The organism is Neoasaia chiangmaiensis (genome assembly GCF_002005465.1).
GTDB classification, from domain to species: Bacteria; Pseudomonadota; Alphaproteobacteria; order Acetobacterales; family Acetobacteraceae; genus Neoasaia; species Neoasaia chiangmaiensis.
In genome coordinates this window covers 3,088,232-3,108,636 of record NZ_CP014691.1, presented here as the reverse complement: position 1 = coordinate 3,108,636, position 20,405 = coordinate 3,088,232, and the positions used below count along the sequence as shown (strand labels likewise).

The following is a 20,405-nucleotide window of genomic DNA, read 5'->3' as shown; positions in this document are numbered from 1 at the left end:
TCCTACAAATTTATATCCAGAGCAGAAAAATCCTTCTCATTTAGGAAGAAGTCATCTTTTTGTTTGCGATGAGATATGTGCCCTTTTATCTCAGACGACCCGTCGTTTTTCGTATTCGAAGAACTTATTCTATTAATTTCTAGTGAAAACATCTTTTTTTTATTAAAAAATGCGTTTTCGATATTTTTTTTGTGCCCGAAATCGTCATTTAATAAATCTATGATATTTTCTTCGATCGACAATTTGGTTTGAGAGATTTTCTCTCCTAAAGTTTTCTCATTTGTTCCAATATCTAATTTGTATTCATTTAATTTTTTTTCTTTTATATTTATTGCTACCTGCGTGCCGTCGCTTAGATGACATTCCAGAGTTGTAGTATTGTCGCCCTCAGACGGTTTGATTAGAATAACGAGATCACCTTCATGACAGTCCGCTTTCGAATGAGAACTTTCCGACTGGCTTAGCTCATTGTGAGCCATATTCGCTTCATCATCTGCTGACGTTTCGTCAAGCTGGCACGACGACTTCGGCTCTTGGTTTCCCTTCGATGTCGTGCGCAATACTTGTAGATTGCCCGATTTTTCTTGATTGCCAAAAATAACATTATTTTCTGGATTTATATCTACACTTCCGTTATCCGGCATTGAAAACTCACCAGAAATACAGTCAGGAGTTTCACCAGATAACTTACTTGCTTGTGACGGAGCTATGATATCGAGTAGATTACTACTATCATCATCAATACAAAACTTATCCACTGCTTGAAGAGCAACAAACTTACCTTTACCACCCTTCGTCAAAGTGAAGTTAGTCTCACCACGCATACTGTCATTGGACGAATGTGCAGTTGGACCGGATACTTCCTGTCCTGCAAGACAATTTGATTTCGCGTTTTGTTTAATGCTGTGCGGGATCTCTATCTTCCGCACACCGAGTGCAACTTCCCCGTGGCTTGCATCAACGCCGACACCATTGGCTTGAGCTGCCCTGACAAATGGCGCCTTGTCCTCCGCCTTTTGATCCAAGCTAGCAGACTGACGGTCGAAGCTTTTCAGAAGTGATGCGAAGCGCTCGTCCGCAGCTGTAGGGACGCCAAGCACAAGCGTCGATTGCGCATTGGGCAGATTTGGCGACTGCAAGACCGATGGATGTATGGCTGCCATGTTCCGTTCTCCAGGCAGCCATTATTACGAAGGAAGGGTAAAGAAATCGTTACTCAGACGGGGGGTCGTCGTCATTGAAAGGCTGAACTTGGGTTACTTTTCCATGTCGATCAAAGTAGACAATAGCGTTTCCGCGTCTTTCGGCATAACCGTCCGGTTCTCCCTGCTTATTCCGAAAGAGGAGACGATTTGCATCCGGTTGCTCGATAACCTTGTCGCCGGCAGGGCGATAAAGAAAGCGACTGAAATCAGCATGAGCCTTGGGTAACGACGAAATACGCGCCATCTCGTGCATCGATGGCTTCTTTTCACCACCTTCATCCTGCGCAAAGGCGCCTGACGGCACGGCCATCACCATCATCAACGCCGTTAAACCCAGATGCCGATTATACGACCGTTTCACCCTTCAAGCCTTCCTGTCCTAGTTGCTTTTTGATCCAGCCCTTGTCTGGCCACCATTCATCGCAATCGTCGTTGGAACGGTATTCGGAGTCCATCCACCCCCTAATGCCCGGTAAACAGTTACAAGGTTCTGATACCGCGCCATCTCCACGGAGATAAGAGATTGCTGAGCCTGATATAGGTCACGTTGCTGCGTTAGTGTCGTCAGGTATGTGTCAATCCCCGCCTTGTATCGCATTTCCGCCAGATCGTAAGCTCCCTGCGATGCGCTGACGAGATTTTTCAGTCGCTGCGTTTGCTGCAGGTAAGTCTCACGCCCCGTCAATGCGTCCGAAACCTCCCGAAATGCGGTTTGCATTGTCTTCTCATAGTTGGCGATCTGCTGAAGCCGCCGCGCTTTCGATATTCTCAGGTTGCCCTCGTTCTGCCCCCACGTGAAAATCGGCAGGGAAACCGATGGCGATACCGTCCATGTTTCCGCCCCTGGCGTGAAGAGATGCCGGAACTGCAAGCTACTCACACCTTCCGAGGCGGTTAGCGTTACACGCGGAAAGAATGCAGCACGCGCTGCGCCGATGTTGGCGTTCGCCGCCCGTAGATTGTGTTCTGCCGCCAGTACGTCCGGTCTGTTCGCCAAAAGGTCAGACGGTAAACCGGCCGGAAGGTCGGAAAGAATTGTTTGCCCCCCGAACGGCGCCGGTGGTGGCAGGTCGCCCGGCAAAGGTGCGCCGACCAGCAACTGCAATGCATGTTCGTCCAGCGCGACCTGACGGGAATACTGCGCTTGATTTGCCGCAGCTTGCTCCACCTGCGTCTGCGTCTGATGCAGCGTGAGGAGATCGGTTTCACCACGATCGTACAGCATCTGTGTCAGGCGCAGCGTGTTGCCCTGCGACGCCAGCGTGTCATTCGTCACGCGCAGCAATTCGCGGTCGGCCAGCCACTGGATGTACGTGCTTGCGACCTGAGAAACCGTGCTAATCAACACGGACCGGGCATTGAACTGAGAGCCCAACGCCTCTTCCGCCTGCTGTTTCGTCAGATTGCGAATCCGTCCGAAAAGATCGACTTCATATGAAGAGAACCCAATGCCAACAGTATAATAGCGCAAAAGCGAAATATTTTGTCCCAGCCCCGGTGCAAACCCGAAACCCGCAGTACTCGACGGCGCATAGTATTGAGCCGTTCCATTGGTTGAAATCGTCGGGAACAGCGACGCATTCTGCACCTGGTACTGCCCCTGCGCTTCCATGATCGCCCCGGCCTGAGTCCGAAGATCTCGATTGTTGCGCAGGGCAAGCTCGACCAGCGCCTGCAAGCGCGGATCGACGAAGAATGTCTTCCACCCGATATTGGCAGCATCCTGAGACGTTTTGACGTTTTTGCTGCCTGCATCGTCAGGATAGGCGTTCTGCACAGGCATTGCCGGACGATGATAAGTCGGCGCCAGATTACATCCCGCCAGAACACTGCTCGCCAGCAGCCCAGCTGACAGCCGCTGAAAAGTCATTGGAAAAGTCTTCCGGCGGGTCATACGTTACCCTCTCTCGCACGCATGTTTCGTTCTTCATAAGGATCCACCCGATCGCGAACACGGGTTACGCGGAACAGCCGCAGGACAACGACGAAGAATACCGGCACGAAGTAGACGGCGAGAACTGTTGCCGACAACAGACCACCAACCACGCACGTGCCGATCGCCACACGAGCCGAGGAACCCGCTCCTGTTGCGATGGCCAGCGGGAATGTGCCGAAGACGAAAGCGATGGACGTCATCAGGATCGGCCGCAAGCGCTCTCGCCCGGCCTTCATGACGGCTTCCTCCAGACTGTCACCGGCTTCGAAGAACGCCTTGGCAAATTCCACGATGAGAATGGCGTTTTTCACAGACAGACCAACCGTCGTCAGCAGTCCGACCTGAAAGTAGACGTCATTGGCAAGGCCGCGCGTAAACGTCGCGATGATGGCGCCCAGAACGCCCAGCGGCAGAACCAGCAGGACCGAGAAAGGTATGGCCCAGCTTTCATAAAGCGCGGCAAGGCAGAACAGGATGACAATCATCGCCAGGATATACAGCGGCCCGGTCGATCCGCCGGAAGCGACCTGTTCGTAAGACAATCCTGTCCATTCATAGCCGATTCCATCGGGCAGATGGCTCAGTATCTTGCGCATCTCGTCCATGGCCTGCCCGGAACTGGCAGACGCCGCCGGCTGGCCCAATATCTCATAAGAGTTCTGACCGTTATAGTCCTCGACCTTCTGAGGACCGACAATCCAGTCTCCCTGCACGAACGTGTTCAATGGCACCATCGAACCGGCAGCGTTACGCAAATACCACTTGTTGAGATCATCGGGCACCATGCGGGAGTCCGCTTCACCCTGGATATAGACCTGCTTCACGCGGTCATTGCGTAGGAACTGATTGACGTAGATCGAGCCCAGGGCACCTTGCAGGGTCGTATTGATATCGGCGTTGGTGATGCCCTGTGCATTGGCCTTGGCGCGGTCGATATCGAGATGATACTGCGGCGCGTCCTCCATACCGTTCGGTCGGACCGCCAACAGCAACGGATCCTTCGAAGCCATGCCAAGGATCATATTGCGGGCTTCCAGAAGCTTTTCATGCCCGACATGCCCACGATCCTCGAGTTCAACGTCGAAACCCGTCGCGTTGCCAAGCTCCAGAACGGCAGGCGGGTTGATCGCAAAGATCATGGCCGCAGGATCCATCCAGAAATGCATCATGATCTTGTTGGCAATGGCCATCGTCGACTGCGCGTAATTCGGTCGGACGCTCCAGTCCTTCATCTTGATGAAGAATGCACCGGCGCTTTGCCCCTGCCCGGCGAAATTGAAGCCATTCATGCAGAAGATCGATGTCACATCATGCCCATAGTTCTTCAACGTATAGTCGGTAATGCGCCGATTGACCGCCGCCGTCTGCTCGTTCGTCGCCCCCGGCGGCATGGTCACCTGACCGAAGATCAGCCCTTGATCCTCATCCGGCAGGAAGCCGCCCGGAACGCGCAGAAAAAGGAACACAGCCGCTGCCGTCAGCAGGGCAAAAGCCAATAGCGTCACGACACGCACACGCAGCAGACGGCGCACGCCACCCAGATAGGACTCGGTCATCCGATCAAAATTGCGGTTGAACCAGCCGGCAAGCCCCTTGTCCTTGGCATGGTCGGTCGGCTTGAGCATCGTGGCACATAGTGCGGGCGTCATAATCAACGCCACCACAACCGATAGCCACATCGCGGCAACGATGGTCACCGCAAACTGCCGATAAATCACCCCTGTGGAACCGCCAAAAGCAGCCATCGGCAGGAAAACCGCGGACAGGACCAGAACGATGCCAATCAGCGCACCCGAGATCTCATCCATCGACTTGCGAGCGGCTTCCCGAGGCGACAGATGATCTTGCGTCATCACGCGTTCAACGTTTTCAACCACGACGATCGCATCGTCGACGAGCAGGCCGACCGCCAGCACCATGGCCAACATTGTCAACGTGTTGATCGTGAAACCGAGTGCCGCAAGAATACCGAACGTTCCCATCAAAACGACAGGCACGGCAATCGTCGGAATAAGCGTTGCACGAAAATTCTGCAGGAAGACCAGCATCACCAGGAACACCAGCGCGATGGCCTCGAGCAACGTCTTCACGACGTCTTCAATCGACATCACGATGAACGGCTCGGTATCCAGCGGATAGACCATCTTCAGACCCGGCGGGAAAAATTTCTGCAACTCCGTCAGTTCTGCACGAACCGCCGCCTCGGTCTTCAACTGATTGGAACCAGGTGCAAGCTTCAGGGCAAGGCCCGCTGCCGGCAAATTGTTGTAAAACGAACTCTGGCTATAGGCCTGCGCCCCGAGTTCGACCCGCGCCACGTCGCGAACGCGCACCTGCGAGCCGTCCTGCTGTACTTTCAGCAGGATATTTCTGAATTCATCGATCTTGCTGAAGCGCGTCGGGCCAATGATCGTCGCGTCGAAACCAATCCCCTTCTTCGCCGGCAAGCCACCCAGTTCACCCGCGGAAACCTGAATGTTCTGTGCCGCGATCGCATTCTGAACGTCAGGGACAGTCAGCGAGTATTTATACAGCTTGGACGGGTCGAGCCATATGCGCATCGCATATTCCGAACCGAACAGGGTGTGATCGCCAACGCCCGTCACCCGCGATAGCGGATCGGAGATATTGGACGCGACATAATCCGTGATGTCCTGCCCGGACATACTGCCGTCGGTCGAGATAAAGGCCACGACCATCATGAAGTTTTTCACGGCCTTGACGACGTTCAGCCCCTGCGCCGTCACCTCGGTCGGCAGACGTGCCTCGGCAAGTTGCAGCTTGTTTTGCACCTGAACCTGCGCAATGTCAGGGTTCGTGCCCTGCGCAAAGGTCAGGTCGATTTCCATATACCCGTTGGCATAGGATTGTGCGGATAGGTATTCGAGATGATCGAGACCCGACATCTGCTGCAGGATTGGTCGCACAACCGTATTATTGACGGTATCGGCGGACGCACCAGGGTCGGTGACCGTAATGGCGATCTGCGGTGGCGCGATCGAGGGATATTGCGCGATCGGCAGCCGCACGATGCACACCGCGCCGAGCAACATGATGATAAGACCGATGACCCAGGCAAAAACCGGGCGGTCGATAAAGAAACGTGACATCAGTGAATTATCCCGCCTGTCCCGCATCGCCCGATGCGGCCTGCATTTCCTGCGGCTGCACCTTGGCGCCCGGATGCGCTTTCTGAATGCCGGTCACAATGACCTTGTCGCCATCGCCGAGACCACTCGCCACGACCCAATCACTATCGACGGCACGGCCCAGCTTGATGGGCCGTATGACGACCTTGTTCTCGCCATCGACGAGCATGACCATCGCCGCGCCTTTGGGATCGCGTTGAACGGCCGTCTGCGGCACGGTCAACGTGTTAGGCGTCACACCCTCGTTAATGGTGGCGTGAACGAACATGCCGGGCAGCAACAACCGGTCAGGATTGGGAAAGACCGCACGCATGACGAGAGTGCCGGTCGAAGGGTCGACGGTCACTTCCGAAAGCTGCAATTTGCCCTTCTGTTCATACGTGCTGCCATCATCCAGCGTGAGCGTGACCTCCGCCGCGTTGTCACCGCTGCGCTGCAACTGACCTTTCGCCATTTCCCGGCGCAGGCGAAGCATGTCGCTGTCGGCCAGATTGACGTCGGCATAAATCGGGTCGAGGCGGGTCACCAGCGCAATCGGCGTGGTCTGACCTGTCGTTACGAGCGTTCCCGGCGTAATGAGCATACGCCCGATACGACCATCAATCGGCGAGCGGACATGCGTCCAGTCCAGATTGACGCCTGCACTGGTCACATTGGCTTTGGCCTGCGCGATATCAGCTTCCGCCTGCCGCGCGGAGGACAACGTGTTGTCATATTCCTGACGACTGACGGCATGGGCCGCCGCAAGCGGCTTGTAGCGCTCCAGCTGCGCCTGGATGCTCAGCGACGCTGCTTGCGCATGCAGAAGCTGCGCCTTGGCCTGATCGTAGGCGGCCTGGTACGGCGCCGGATTGATCTGGTAAAGCAACTGCCCAGCCTTGACGTCGCTGCCCTGTTCGAAATTGCGCGTCAGGATGACGCCGCCGACCTGAGGACGAATCTCGGCCTGCTCATACGCATCCGTGCGGCCTGGCAAGACGGTGTCGAGCGTCAGCGTATGCGGATGAACCGTGATGATCCCGACCGGTTGCGGCGGCATGGCGGGCGGGGGCGCCTTCCGCTGGCAACCTGTCAAGCCTAACGACAGGACGGCAAGCGGCGTCAGCGGCAGCAGACGCGTGAAGGCGACCGTTCCGGTCCGATATGAGAAGCGAGGCAGACACACCGTGACATCACGCATACTGGCGCTATCCGTTTCCAATTTTGCTGACATGCAGGCACCATGGCCCGCGACATGAAATGATACGAAAACTGTTGAGTTTCCAGTCAAAACGGAACTATACGGTTTCCAAATCGAGGTCAACGGCCCGATAAACTCAAGGAGCTTGAAAGTTTTATGGTGGGATCGCGCGCCTCCGACCCAGCCTTGATCCACGATCATGGTGAATCAAGCGGTCGTCGCAGTTGCGGCAGGCCACCCGTTCTATGCGACGAAATGCGCCGCAAGAAGATCATGGACGCGACCACCGAGACATTGATCGAATTCGGATACCAGGCCACATCCATGGACCGGATTGCCCATTCCTCTGGCATGTCGAAGAAAACGCTTTATCAGATGTTCAGTTCCAAGCAGGAACTTCTGGAAGCCCTGCTCACGGAACGCCTCTTCAATACCAGGCTCAGCAGCCTACCCCTGATAGGCGAAACGGCCGAGGCGCGGCTAGTCTACGGCATGCAGCGGTTGACCGATGAGTTTCTTCGTGACGACAGAATCTGCCTTCTGCGCGTCGTCGTGACGGAAGTCTCCCGTATCCCCGAGATCGGCGATTTCATGCAGACTTATTTCACGTCAAACAGCAGAAGTTTTCCACTCTACATCTGGCTACGGCAGCTGGAAGACGAAAAACTCATCGTGTTGAATGACCTGGAAGCCGATGCCGATCGGCTTTTCGGCATGACCATTGGCCTGCTGACCATCAAGGAACTGACCCGCTGCAAACCGCGATTAAGCAATTGCGAACGAGCCAGCCACATTATCGAGAGCGTCCGGTTCTTTCTGCGCGCCTGTAGCCAGAGCGCGCCGCGTCACGTCAGCGCAGCGTAAAGCATCTGTCCATAGCTCGGAAAAACGAAGCCTTTACCTCGCTTTTCTGAGCTGCCATTGATCAGGCGACGAGATGGCCCTCCTTGTCGACCAGCTCGATCGGGTAATCACCCGTAAAACAGGCATCGCAATACCGGCCGCGCGCAGCGCCACGCCCTTCATATCCCAGTGCGCGGTAAAGCCCATCGAAAGAGATAAAGGCCAGACTGTCGACGCCAATGACCTCGGCCATCGCGGCCATATCATGCGTCGCTGCCAATAGCTTGCTTTCTTCAGGCGTATCGATGCCATAAAAACACGGATGCTTGGTCGGCGGGCTGGAGATGCGCATGTGCACCTCCGTCGCTCCGGCGGCGCGGACCATGTCCACGATCTTGCGCGATGTCGTGCCACGCACGATCGAATCGTCCACAAGCACAACACGCCGACCGGCCAGAACAGTCCGATTGGCGGAATGCTTCATGCGAACACCGAGATTGCGAATCTGATCCGTCGGCTCAATGAATGTCCGCCCAACGTAATGGTTGCGGATAATCCCCATTTCGAAGGGAATCCCGCTTTCCACCGCAAAGCCCATGGCGGATGGCACACCGGAATCCGGCACCGGAACCACTACATCCGCATCCACCGCACTCTCACGCGCCAGTTCGACGCCAATCTGCTTGCGCGCACTGTAAACCGGCTGCGATTCCAGAACGGAATCCGGACGGGCGAAATAGATATATTCGAAAACGCAGAAGCGAGACTGCGTCTCGGCAAACGGCTTGATCGACCGAATACCATCGCGATCGATCACCACGATCTCACCCGGTTCGATATCCCGGACATATTCAGCGCCGACGATATCGAGGCCGCATGTCTCGCTGGCGAGCATCCATCCGCCTGAACTGGGCAGACGCCCAAGGATCAGCGGTCTGACGCCGAGCGGGTCGCGCAGTCCCACCATCATCTCGGGCGTCAGGGCGATGAGGGAATATGCGCCTTTCACCTGCTTCACGGCATCGATCAAGCGGTCCATGACGTTTGTGTAGAGCGAGATCGCAATGAGATGGACGAACACTTCCGTATCCGTCGTCGACTGGAAGAGGCAACCGCGCCGTACCAACGCCTGGCGCAGGGTGCCAGCATTCGTCAGATTGCCATTATGGGCAACGGCCAGGCCGCCAAATTCGAAATCCGCATAGAGCGGCTGGACATTCCGCAACAGGGTGGCGCCGGTGGTCGCATAGCGATTGTGACCGATCGCCGACTGCCCCGGCAACGTCGCCATGACGCGCGGATCATGAAACACCTCACCAACCAGGCCAAGACCCTTGTGCTGGTAGAACCGCTCCGTGTCGTGGCTGACGATGCCGGCAGCTTCCTGCCCGCGATGCTGCAGGGCATGAAGGCCCAGCGCGACCATCGCCGCTGCATCGTCCGCACCCCAGATTCCGACAACACCGCATTCTTCATAGGGACGGTTGACCGCCGTGGCGCTCACGCTTCGATCGGAAGGACAACTCATGGATACGGATCTCCAGCGGCTATGACAGGGCGACGCAATCAGATGGCGGCGTCATGGCCCGGCGCGGACAACGGCGCAACCCCTGTTTGTGCAAAGCTCGGCAACAAACCCTCAAGATAGGAAGCGCTGCGCTCTATATAAGGGGCCAGATGGCTGCCATGCACGATGAAAACGATCCCTCGCCCGAAAAACGCATGCAATGCCACAAACCCGATCACCAGAAAGCCGAATCCCACCGCCGCGCCGAGACCGATACCGAGCAGACGATCGACCGAGCCCAGAACCGACCCCTGCACCAGACGGCCTGCACGACGCGCGATACTGGAGAATATCAGGATCGACACGACGAAGCACGATGCCATCGCAAGCCCTTTCGCCACGACAACGTCCCCGACGTGCGGCGCGATAAAGGGCAACAGCAGCGCATAACACTCGACCGTAACCCAGATTGCGCCCGCCCACGCTGCAAAGCCAAGAACGAGGGTCCAGAAGCCGTTGAACATTCCCCAGAGCGCCGCCAGACCCATGGTCGTCAGCGCGACAATATCGGCGGTCGTCATGATGGCTCCTTACTGCTGGGCCTTCGCATGCCCGATGACAGCGAAAGCAGCAAGCGCTCGATCGATCAGGGAAGCTTCGTGGACGCAGGACGCCATCGTCTTGCCGGCCCCTGCTCGTTCCCGGAGCTGTCCTCGCTGAGCTTCAGCAAGAGATCACCCAGTTGGCGTCGATGATCGATCTCCCGAAAAACATCGGATTGATCGACATCGCCGAGTTGCCAGATTTGCAACAGGGTCATCAGAAAGGTGGCGCTGTCCTGAATGAAGGCCTGCCGGTCGTCGACGACATAAGCAGCCGTGCATTTCAGTGCCGCCTCACCCAAAGCCGATGCCGCACTGATTACGGCCTTGCCTGCGGGTCGACCGCTTGCGTCGCGCGGGCATGCCAGACGATCCAGGACATGCGGCTCAGGACTGTTGTTCATCTGGTCGATCATGCTGCCACAATGATGGGTCGTACATCACGGGCGCGTCAACTCGGACGACCCAGTCGGCAGCATCTTTTTCAGTCAACTTACGGCTTGGCTGTAATAAATCGCTCCAGATCGCCGCCAATATTGACAGCGAACAGCATCATCACCTTTCGACATCCGCAACGCCTGCCCGTTTCTCACACAGAAGCAACCTGAACGGTCGCATGGACCGGCGGAAGACCCTCGAATTCCACAACAACCTCGGAATCCTGACGAACAAACGCCGTGCCCATCGTTGAGCCACTGATAACCGTATCGCCGGCCTTGATCGGCAGGCCACGTTCAGCCGCGTGATTGGCCAGCCATGTCAGCAACCGGCGCGTGTCTCCCGCGGAATTGCCACCTATCTTGCGATGGGTCACCGTGCCATTGATCGTCAGCGTCATCTTTGCGGCCGTGGATGGAATAAAGCGATGCCAGTCCGCCACGCCCTCCCCGACGATCATCGCGCCATGATTGCCCTGATCGGCCATGTGCGCCAGACGACTCTGCGAGTGGGGCTTGTCGAAACGCGTATCGAATATCTCGATCGCAGCATGGATCGAACCGATGGCCTCCAACACCGTATTTTCATCATAGGGTTTATCACCACGCGGAAGATCGCGCGCGAACCGGTAGGCCAGTTCCGCCTCAACGCCGAAATGACGACAAAGCCGCGCATCGACCCTCGCCCCATCCTCAAGAATTGTCGCCGCGTGTATCGGCGCGCAGAATGGGATTGCCTCCGGCGTCGCTGCCCCGACCTTCCAGCCCCTGACAGGACCGGACCCGGTGGTCAGAATACGCGCCACGGCATCTTGCACAGCATAAGCCTGCGCCTCGTCCTGCGGTTCGAAGGCCGCGGGAATGCCCTGCAACAGTTCTCCACGATGCCGGGCATTCAGGTATATCTCGGCCAACCCGTTCACTGCGGATGGTTTATCCATTCTGCCTGATCCTCATTCAGATTTTTTTCGGGTGATCATCACCCGACAGCCCCGGCGATAACCTGCATCACAGGACGTCATTCGGATCCAGCAGATCGCGATTACGCGGCTCCGGCAGGAACAATGTCGCCAAAATCGTGGTCAGTGCCAACAGGATGACGTAGATCGCCAGCAACCACCATGCGCCCTCGCCCGGATGAGCATCGTGGATATGGTAGCGAGAGACAAAGGCGATGGCGAACGAGCCGAACAGCGGCGTCAGGCCGCCGGAGATCACGGCAGACGTCTCACGCGTCAGGGATACCGCCACATACCGATGGCGGGCCCCGAACATCTCCGGAAGCAAAGCCGCCTGCGTGCCGAACATGCCCCAGATGCCAACGCCGAGCGCCACCGTCAGCGCAATGATGGCCAGGAAAACATTCCCGAGACTGAAAGCGTACCAGACAGGGAACGAGGCCAGCGCCGTCACGATCGCAAATCCGCGATAGACACGCACACGCCCCCAGCGATCCGCCATCAATCCCGCTACGGGCACGGTCACGGCGCCTGCGATGGCTGCGCAGATAAGCGCCAATGTACCGACCAGTGGCTTCATGCCCATCGTGTGCACGATAAAACTCAATGCGAGAACCTGATAGATCGACGAACCGCCATTCTCCGCCGCACGCAGGCCGATGCCGATCACGATGGTCCGCCAGGAACCACGAAGCAGACCCGTCAGCGTTGCGTCATGCTGCTCCTTGGCAGCCTCTTCCTGCATATGCGCGAAAGCCGGTGATTCCTTGAGCGTCAGACGCATATACAACGCCACGACAAGGATCACGGCACTCGCCAGAAAAGGCACGCGCCACACCCAGCCTTGCGAGACGTCATCAACGCCAAACAGCAGCACGAAATAAACGATCGCGGCCAGAATGGTGCCGACCTGTATGCCGAGAAACGGCAGGGACGCATAGAAGCCACGGCGCCCGGGCGGTGCATATTCCGTCATCATGACCGCCGCGCCCGCCTGTTCCGCGCCAGCGCCCAGCCCCTGAAGCACCCGCAGGATCACCAGCAGGACCGGTGCCCACATGCCAATCGTCGCATAGGTCGGAATCAGGCCGATGCCCGTGCTGGCACAACCCATCAATGTCACGGTAATCAGAAGGACGCTCTTGCGTCCCCAGCGATCACCCAGCGCACCGAACACGATGCCCCCGAACGGACGGGCCGCAAAACCGAGAAAATATGTCCCGAAACTGGCGATCAGACCCATGCCGGGTATGTGCGAAGGAAAGAAAAGCGGCCCGAAAACCAGCGCGGAGGCAAGGCTGTAGAGCGCAAAGTCGTAATATTCCAGCGCGCTGCCGAAGGAACATGTCCATGCCGCTCGACGAAGGCTGGACGCATCAAGCCCAATCTCTTCCGCCGATGGCCGCGTCACCTCGCCTGCCAACGTTGCATCATAGGTTGAGCTCGTCTCACTCTGCATGCACAGCTCCTGCGAATATCGGGCGGTGGAAGCAGTATCCAGTCCCGTCGGTAGATCGTCGAATGTCACCGGCGGACGCTATATGAGACGCTCAAATCTCCTACACACAAAATCGCGACAAACCGAACGGTCCGCCGTTTCAATGAACGAACCTTCGAAACCTGCACCTGACGGACCGGTCGCCGCCTACCATGACAATCCAACGGACTACCGCGCCGGATTTGTCCTTCGATGATCCCCAAAATGGCGATATGGACCGCCGACAACACGTCGGTCAGACCACACATCACTTTTATGCCAACCTGTCATTTAACCGAGATCAAGAGGACCAGGAGACACCCTGCAGACAGGCCGATGGTGTGATCTTCTGAGGCGCACGACCACCTTCATTCGAGGCACGACCGGATCCACGTCATCGCAGATCCGGCGATAATCCCCGCGGCAAGCGTCCGAGCCTTGCCTTGCAGACACGTTGGGCGGCTATGCGCTTTTCACGTAAAGTCTGGAGCCCTGCTCCTGAAAAGCCGCCTTCATCTGGGCCATGCCCTCGTTACGTTCGGCGTCCCGCCGGATGTCATGACTGATTTTCATCGAGCAGAACTTCGGCCCGCACATGGAACAGAAATGCGCCGTCTTGTGCGCTTCCTTGGGCAGGGTTTCGTCATGGAACTGGCGCGCCGTATCGGGATCGAGTGCCAGGTTGAACTGATCGTGCCAGCGGAACTCGAAACGGGCGCGCGATATCGCATCGTCACGAACTTGCGCGGCCGGATGACCTTTCGCAAGATCGGCAGCATGCGCTGCGATCTTGTACGTAATCACCCCGACTTTCACATCGTTGCGATCCGGCAAGCCAAGGTGCTCCTTGGGCGTGACGTAGCACAACATCGCACAACCGTACCATCCGATCATCGCGGCGCCGATACCGGAGGTGATATGATCGTAGCCCGGCGCAATATCCGTCGTCAGCGGTCCGAGCGTATAGAACGGCGCTTCCCCACATTCGCGAAGCTGCTTGGTCATGTTGATCTTGATCTTGTGCATCGGCACATGACCCGGCCCCTCGATCATGACCTGGCAACCCTTGCTCCAGGCAACCTTTGTCAGCTCGCCCAGCGTCTCCAGTTCCGCAAACTGCGCCGCGTCATTGGCATCGGCAATCGAGCCGGGACGCAGGCCGTCGCCCAGGGAGAAGGAAATGTCGTAGGCGCGCATGATGTCGCAGATGTCTTCGAAATGCTCGTAAAGGAAGCTCTCCCGATGATGCGCCAGGCACCACGCCGCCATGATGGACCCGCCACGCGATACAATGCCGGTCGTGCGATGCGCGGTCAGCGGCACGTGCTGCAAACGCACGCCGGCATGGATCGTGAAGTAATCCACGCCCTGTTCCGCCTGCTCGATCAGCGTGTCGCGGAAAATTTCCCATGACAGCTTTTCCGCAACCCCACCGACCTTTTCCAATGCCTGATAAAGCGGAACCGTGCCGATCGGCACGGGCGAATTCCGCAGGATCCAGTCGCGAATGTTATGGATGTTGCGGCCGGTGGACAGGTCCATGACCGTGTCCGCGCCCCAGCGGATCGCCCAGACCAGCTTGTCCACTTCCTCGGCCGCCGAGGACGTCACGGCAGAATTGCCGATGTTGGCGTTGATCTTCACAAGGAAGTTTCGCCCGATGATGACCGGTTCGAGTTCCGGATGATTGATGTTCGCAGGAATGATGGCGCGACCGGCGGCGATCTCGTCACGCACAAATTCCGGCGTGATAAACGCCGGAATATTCGCACCGAAATCCTCACCATCGGCACGCCGTTCTTCCGCACCATCCACCATCGTCGCGCGACCAAGGTTCTCGCGATGCGCGACGAAAATCATCTCTTCGGTCACAATGCCGGCGCGCGCGAATTCATACTGCGTCACAGGTTGCCCGGTTCGTCCACGCAGTACCCCATGCGGGGCCGGACAAGAGGGCACCAACCGGTCGGCGCTGACAAAGCCATTGTCTTCGGGCTTGACGACACGCGTCTCCGCCGTCGCGTCCAGACCGCGCGTCGCCAGCCATGCAGACCGAACTCTTGGCAAGCCGCGCTCGACATCGATGGCGGCAGTCGGATCCGTATAAGGCCCCGATGTATCGTAGATCCGTACCGGCGGCTCGTTTGCGCTGGGATCGAGCGCGATGTCGCGGAATGGCACGCGGATATCGTCACGCCCCGGCGGCGATGACCATACCTTCACGGAGCCTTCTATCGGCCCCGTGGTAACTTGCCCGCTCGGAGGCGATGCGTATGTGGGAGAAATCGATTGGTCGTCCATATTGCGCTTTCCTTTGGCGAATACGGATCGTCCAAGCGTTTGAGGAAAGCATGCGCGGCGGCCCGCTACGACGCGAGCCGCTTTCCATACCAATCCCTACGCCGGTACGAACCGGATCAGGTTCTCCGAGCAAAAATTCTCGCTCGGGAGGGTCGCCGCACTGCGGAAGCATCGTCCGCCAGCAGCCTCTCAACCTCTTTCTGAGGCTCCCCCTGGTCGACCGGAACATTCGACTTTTCGTCGATTCCCGTCAATCGCTAATGCGCGCAGGATGGCGTCGCGCACCGGCATAAGCCGGCGCAAGCTTGCCGATCTCCTTGTCATGGCGGGCCTGTCCCGCCGGGACGATCTCGAATCGCCCATCGTTGCGCAGTTGCGCGAAACCCATCCGGCACAGGCGCTCCAGGCAGGGCTGGTCACGCAGGTTCTGCGGCCTGCCAGCGTCGGCGCACAGCAGGAGCCGGTGCAAGGCCGAGCGGCAGCAGGTCTCAAGATACGGTTCATCCCACATGGTCTGAGCCCTTAGCGCATTGTCGGTGCCACGCAAATTATTTCCCTCACGTCCCCGCACCCCTCCCTTTGGTCCAGCAGGCACGCTATTGACGCCCCACGCCTTGCAACTTCCACACCCCAAGGACACGCGTCGCATGAACAAACTGGCCTCCGCCGCCACCGCCCTCCTGCATCGCTTCGAGCCGGAAACCGCTCATGAGATCGCCATTCGCGGTCTCGCCCTCGGACTGGGTCCCGCTCATGCCCGGCGCGATGTCCCGGCGCTCAGCACGCGTCTGATGGGCCTCCGTTTCCCCAATCCCATCGGCCTTGCCGCAGGTTTCGACAAGGACGCACGGGCCGTACGGCCGTTGGCACGCCTCGGTTTCGGCCATGTCGAATGTGGCACGGTCACACCGCGCCCGCAGCCCGGCAACCCTGCCCCCCGCCTCTTCCGCCTGCCGGAAGACGGGGCGATCATCAATCGCATGGGCTTCAACAGCTGCGGCATCGACCGTTTCTGCCGTCGCCTGGCGCGCCTGCATCGTCCCATGCCTGGCGGCTATGGCCGTGGCGCCGGACATACGCCGGTCGGCGTCAACCTCGGCATCAACAAGGAGAATGCCAGTCCGGCACAGGACTACGCCAATGGTGTCGCACGCGTCAGCCCCTATGCCGACTACGTCACCATCAACCTTTCGTCCCCCAACACGCCGGGTTTGCGCAATCTCCAGACAGCCGAACATCTTGCCGCGATCCTCAGCGCCATTGCCGACCGAAATCCGACTCGCCCGCCGCTCGTGGTCAAACTCTCGCCGGATCTCGCCGAGAGCGATATCCAGCCGATCGTCGAAACGGCGATCGAGCATGGCGCGGACGGACTGATCCTGACGAATACGACGATCAGCCGTCCTGCCGGTCTGAGAAGCTTCCACGCCGACGAAGCCGGCGGCCTGTCCGGACGACCGCTTGCGCCGCTTGCCCGTGATATGCTGCATCGCGTCGCTGCCGTTACGAAAGGTCGACTTCACCTGATCGCCTGTGGCGGCATCGAGAGCGGTCAGGACGTGTTTGATCGTCTTTCCGCAGGCGCCGATATGGTGCAGATCTATTCCAGCTTCATTCTGGACGGCGCAGGAGTCCTTGACCGGATGAAACGGGAACTCCTGCAGATCATGCGTGAGCGAAACCTCGAAAGCATTGACGATATCAGGGCGCAAGCACGCGCCTGACGACAACATCAGCCGGTTTGTCATAGGGCAGACGAACCAACCTTGCCGGCAAATCGTTTTGTCCCCTCAATCATCAGGAGCGGGACCAGACGATGGCGGTGCGCCAAAACACGATTAGGACGATTTCAGGTTGGGCGCGCCGGTTCTGCCTTGTAGCCCTCATCATCATGACGGCGGCCCATCCCGAGGCTGCCCCTGCATCGGCAGATCCTGGCCCGCCCGATCCCGGACTGGGCAATATGTCCGAAGGCATCGGCTGGCATGCCGCCCTGCCGACGATCAGCGCCCAGCTCGACAGCATCCACGCGACAACACGCGGCATTTTCAATGAACTGAACCAGCCCGATCTTCCTCTGGGCACCGATACATTGGCCTCGCTCGGACATCAGGCCCAGACCGCACTCGACAGCGCAAACAGTCTGGACACGCAGATTGCGTCCTATCAGTCCGTCTATGAGAATTACCTCAAGATCGTCGGCGCGACAGCCGTTACCGGCGAAGACGCAAGCATCACCACGCAACGCAAGCAGATTCAGTCACAGCTGGCCGAGATCCACTCGGCCTCGACCCGCACACATCTGTATGCCTTGCAGGCCAAACAACTCCTGTTCGAGATCAACCGCCGCGACAACTCCCTGCACCATGCCCTTCTCTCCGAGCACCTCGCCTCACCGCTGACACCAGCCTTCTGGAAGAACCTGATCGATGAATTGCCGGGCGATCGCCGCGCCTTTGTCGCCGGCAGTCACAACACCTACCCCGGTCCTTTTCGCCAGTGGCCCTATTTCCTGGCATTGCTTGCCACCACCGCCGTCATCGTCCTCGGCATCTCACGACCGAGCCTGAGCGGCCTGAGCCGTCTACGAACCGTCGTCGCGAAACGCTTCGGCCATCCCGACGAGGTCGATACAGATATTTCTCTCCTCCCGCCAGCATTGAACGGTATCGTCTGCGCCGTCGTCGCTGGCGTCATCTGGAATATCGGCAGCATAGTCCTGGCACTGAACCAGAATGAAAGCGCGGCACTTCAACAGCTCATCGGCACCGCGTTGCCGATCTGCGGCTTCCTGATCGGCGCAGGCGTGCCGATCCTGAGTCGTGCGACATCCATTCATGAAACGCCGCCACATGCCCCGCGGGCACTGCGCGGCATCGACTGGATGATGGCAACGGCAATCCTGATCCAGAACATTCTTCTGTATCTCAATGACGAATACATTCTGGGCCTGACGACCTTGCGCGCCGTGCAGGGCGGCTACGCTATCGTCATCGCCACCGTTTTCCTGCTTGTCTGCCGGCGCCTGTCACGCGCCGGTGGAGAAGGTGCGCATCTGGCCCCCCCGATCCGCGGGCTGGCCTTTCTGATCGTCATTGTCACCTGGCTCTCGGTCCTGAATGGCTACATCGCCTTCGCATTCCAGACCGTTGCGTGGCTCGTCTCGTTTGGTGCTGCGGTCGCCATTCTCAGCCTGTTCGCGCTGTGCATCCGCGAGCTCGCCGGTCGTCTTCTGCAACCTCAGACGCTTCTTGCCACGAGGCTGCTTCCTCTGGGCGTCAGCGGTCAGCGCGTCAGCCAGTTCGGTGTTCTTGCGTCGGGCGTCGGCAATATCCTTCTGCTCATCGTCCTGCTGGCTGTTGCCCAGTCCGATGGCAATCTCTCGACGCAATCGGTTTCCACACACCTGCGAAACCTGTTCGTCGGCCAGACGATCAGCGGCGTGCCGGTTTCGTTCAACACGATCCTGATTTGTATCGGCATCGTCATTGTCGCCTATTACGGTATCCGCCAGATCTGCGTCTGGATGCGCGACAGGCTCTTTCCAACCACGCAACTGGATATCGGCGCCAGAAGTTCGATCATCAGCATTTTCACCTATACCGCCTGGATCGCGATTTTCCTGATCGTTCTTTCAGAAGCAGGACTGACGATGAAAAATCTGACATGGGTTGTCAGCGCGCTATCCGTCGGGATCGGTTTCGGACTGCAATCCATCGTGCAGAATTTCGTCTCCGGCGTCATTCTTCTGGCTGAGCGTCCGATCCGGGTTGGCGATATGATTACGATCGGCGGCTCCCAGGGCGACGTTCGGCGCATCAGCGTCCGCTCCACGGAAATCGGACTGTCCGATGGCGCCGTCATGATCGTGCCCAACTCACAATTCATCACGTCATCTGTCACCAACGCCACGCGCTTCGGCACGCAAGGCACGATATCAATGGCTTTCACCATTTCGCAGGACACCGATATCGAACAGGCACGGCAACTGCTGCGCAAGGTGGTGGCCGACCGCCCGGAAGTGCTGGAATCCCCGATCCCGACGGTCAATGTCACTGCCGTGGCCGGCGACAATGTCACGTTGACGGTCTCCGCCAAGGTTGCGTCGCCGCGCATGCTTTCATCGGTTCGCAGCGCAATCGTCATCGATGCCTATCAGGCGTTCAATGAAGAGAAGATGACCATTGCTACCGCATAAGCGTCCCGAAACGCCCTATCGGCCCAGAGCCGTTTCCTGATCGCGGCACTGTTTAACTCGACGCGCCAGTCGCCAGGGAGTACAAGGCATCGACCGATATCCGCACCTTCCGAAGAGGCGGCAAGACGATGCGACCAACTGGCGATAGTCCGACCAAAACCGGTAATCTCTTCCGTCTTCCTGTACGCACGCAGCATCTTAACCTGCACGGTGCTGCCGTGTATCTGGGAATTTCGCCCATTCGCCTGAAGTTACTCATTGGCCTGGGCGCCGGCCCGACGCGGCAGGGCGACAAGTCGGGTCATGGCACGCGCAACTTCCGCATCGAGGAACTCGATCAATATATTGGCCAGTTCTATGAGCAGGCCGATATTTCCAGCATTGAGGCGCTGCGCCGCCGAGAAGCCCGCGCGCATCTACGTCAGGTTGCCATGACGATGACGAAACTGACCTATACGGCGGAACAGAACCCGGCCGACCCGTTCATGGTCATCATGACCCGCTGGGAAATCGCCGAACACGCCATCTTCTTCTTCCTGAAAGCCATGGCGCTATTCGGCATCATCATGCTCTGCATCTCGTCCAGCCCGCTTCTCAAGACACATTTCTAG

Annotated in this window: 16 protein-coding genes; 4 read left to right on the top strand and 12 right to left on the bottom strand. The window is 58.1% G+C overall.

The annotated features are described in order from the left end of the window. Positions 1–2: 2 nt before the first annotated feature. The 5 genes from A0U93_RS16295 to A0U93_RS14655 are packed head-to-tail and all read right to left on the bottom strand — an operon-like array spanning position 3 to position 7,470. Positions 3–1,163 carry a hypothetical protein gene (locus A0U93_RS16295; protein ID WP_147150685.1) on the bottom strand — a complete coding sequence of 387 codons (1,161 nt, stop codon included), beginning with the start codon at positions 1,161–1,163 and terminating at the stop codon, positions 3–5. Positions 1,164–1,212: 49 nt separating this feature from the next. Continuing rightward, complete coding sequence (locus tag A0U93_RS14670; protein ID WP_077808584.1) at positions 1,213–1,524, bottom strand: hypothetical protein; 312 nt, start codon at positions 1,522–1,524, stop codon at positions 1,213–1,215. Positions 1,525–1,584: 60 nt separating this feature from the next. Continuing rightward, positions 1,585–3,075 (bottom strand): efflux transporter outer membrane subunit, encoded by a 1,491-nt coding sequence (locus A0U93_RS14665; protein ID WP_077807981.1) that lies wholly within the window; start codon positions 3,073–3,075, stop codon positions 1,585–1,587. A 20-nt stretch (positions 3,076–3,095) separates the two neighbouring features. Continuing rightward, positions 3,096–6,251 carry an efflux RND transporter permease subunit gene (locus A0U93_RS14660; RefSeq protein WP_077808583.1) on the bottom strand — a complete coding sequence of 1,052 codons (3,156 nt, stop codon included), beginning with the start codon at positions 6,249–6,251 and terminating at the stop codon, positions 3,096–3,098. Between the two features lie 7 nt (positions 6,252–6,258). After that, positions 6,259–7,470: an efflux RND transporter periplasmic adaptor subunit gene (locus A0U93_RS14655; protein ID WP_077807980.1), complete on the bottom strand. Its 1,212-nt coding sequence runs from the start codon at positions 7,468–7,470 to the stop codon at positions 6,259–6,261. Between the two features lie 273 nt (positions 7,471–7,743). Between A0U93_RS14655 and A0U93_RS14650 the strand changes: the two genes are divergently transcribed. Then, on the top strand, positions 7,744–8,334 hold the full coding sequence (locus A0U93_RS14650) for a TetR/AcrR family transcriptional regulator (protein WP_169852779.1): 591 nt from the start codon (positions 7,744–7,746) through the stop codon (positions 8,332–8,334). 61 nt (positions 8,335–8,395) lie between these two features. On the opposite strand, the gene purF is transcribed toward A0U93_RS14650, so the two are convergent. The 7 genes from purF to A0U93_RS14610 all read right to left on the bottom strand — a co-directional run bounded on the left by purF (position 8,396) and on the right by A0U93_RS14610 (position 16,107). Further along, on the bottom strand, positions 8,396–9,841 hold the full coding sequence (gene purF, locus A0U93_RS14645) for an amidophosphoribosyltransferase (RefSeq protein WP_077807978.1): 1,446 nt from the start codon (positions 9,839–9,841) through the stop codon (positions 8,396–8,398). Between the two features lie 38 nt (positions 9,842–9,879). Continuing rightward, positions 9,880–10,401: a CvpA family protein gene (locus tag A0U93_RS14640; RefSeq protein ID WP_077807976.1), complete on the bottom strand. Its 522-nt coding sequence runs from the start codon at positions 10,399–10,401 to the stop codon at positions 9,880–9,882. A 65-nt stretch (positions 10,402–10,466) separates the two neighbouring features. Next, a complete protein-coding gene (locus A0U93_RS14635; protein WP_147150683.1) occupies positions 10,467–10,826 on the bottom strand; it encodes a hypothetical protein in 360 nt (119 codons plus the stop codon). Positions 10,827–11,011: 185 nt separating this feature from the next. Continuing rightward, on the bottom strand, positions 11,012–11,800 hold the full coding sequence (locus A0U93_RS14630; RefSeq protein WP_077807973.1) for a 2-keto-4-pentenoate hydratase: 789 nt from the start codon (positions 11,798–11,800) through the stop codon (positions 11,012–11,014). Between the two features lie 67 nt (positions 11,801–11,867). Continuing rightward, positions 11,868–13,277 carry an MFS transporter gene (locus A0U93_RS14625; RefSeq protein WP_077808582.1) on the bottom strand — a complete coding sequence of 470 codons (1,410 nt, stop codon included), beginning with the start codon at positions 13,275–13,277 and terminating at the stop codon, positions 11,868–11,870. 480 nt (positions 13,278–13,757) lie between these two features. After that, positions 13,758–15,596 (bottom strand): phosphomethylpyrimidine synthase ThiC, encoded by a 1,839-nt coding sequence (gene thiC, locus A0U93_RS14615; protein WP_077807969.1) that lies wholly within the window; start codon positions 15,594–15,596, stop codon positions 13,758–13,760. A 250-nt stretch (positions 15,597–15,846) separates the two neighbouring features. After that, complete coding sequence (locus A0U93_RS14610; RefSeq protein ID WP_077807967.1) at positions 15,847–16,107, bottom strand: hypothetical protein; 261 nt, start codon at positions 16,105–16,107, stop codon at positions 15,847–15,849. A 136-nt stretch (positions 16,108–16,243) separates the two neighbouring features. Between A0U93_RS14610 and A0U93_RS14605 the strand changes: the two genes are divergently transcribed. The 3 genes from A0U93_RS14605 (at position 16,244) to A0U93_RS14595 (ending at position 20,405) form a co-directional block, all read left to right on the top strand. Beyond that, a complete protein-coding gene (locus A0U93_RS14605) occupies positions 16,244–17,320 on the top strand; it encodes a quinone-dependent dihydroorotate dehydrogenase (RefSeq protein ID WP_077807966.1) in 1,077 nt (358 codons plus the stop codon). A gap of 92 nt (positions 17,321–17,412) precedes the next feature. Beyond that, positions 17,413–19,794 (top strand): DUF3772 domain-containing protein, encoded by a 2,382-nt coding sequence (locus A0U93_RS14600; RefSeq protein ID WP_077807965.1) that lies wholly within the window; start codon positions 17,413–17,415, stop codon positions 19,792–19,794. A gap of 128 nt (positions 19,795–19,922) precedes the next feature. Next, complete coding sequence (locus A0U93_RS14595) at positions 19,923–20,405, top strand: hypothetical protein (protein ID WP_077807964.1); 483 nt, start codon at positions 19,923–19,925, stop codon at positions 20,403–20,405.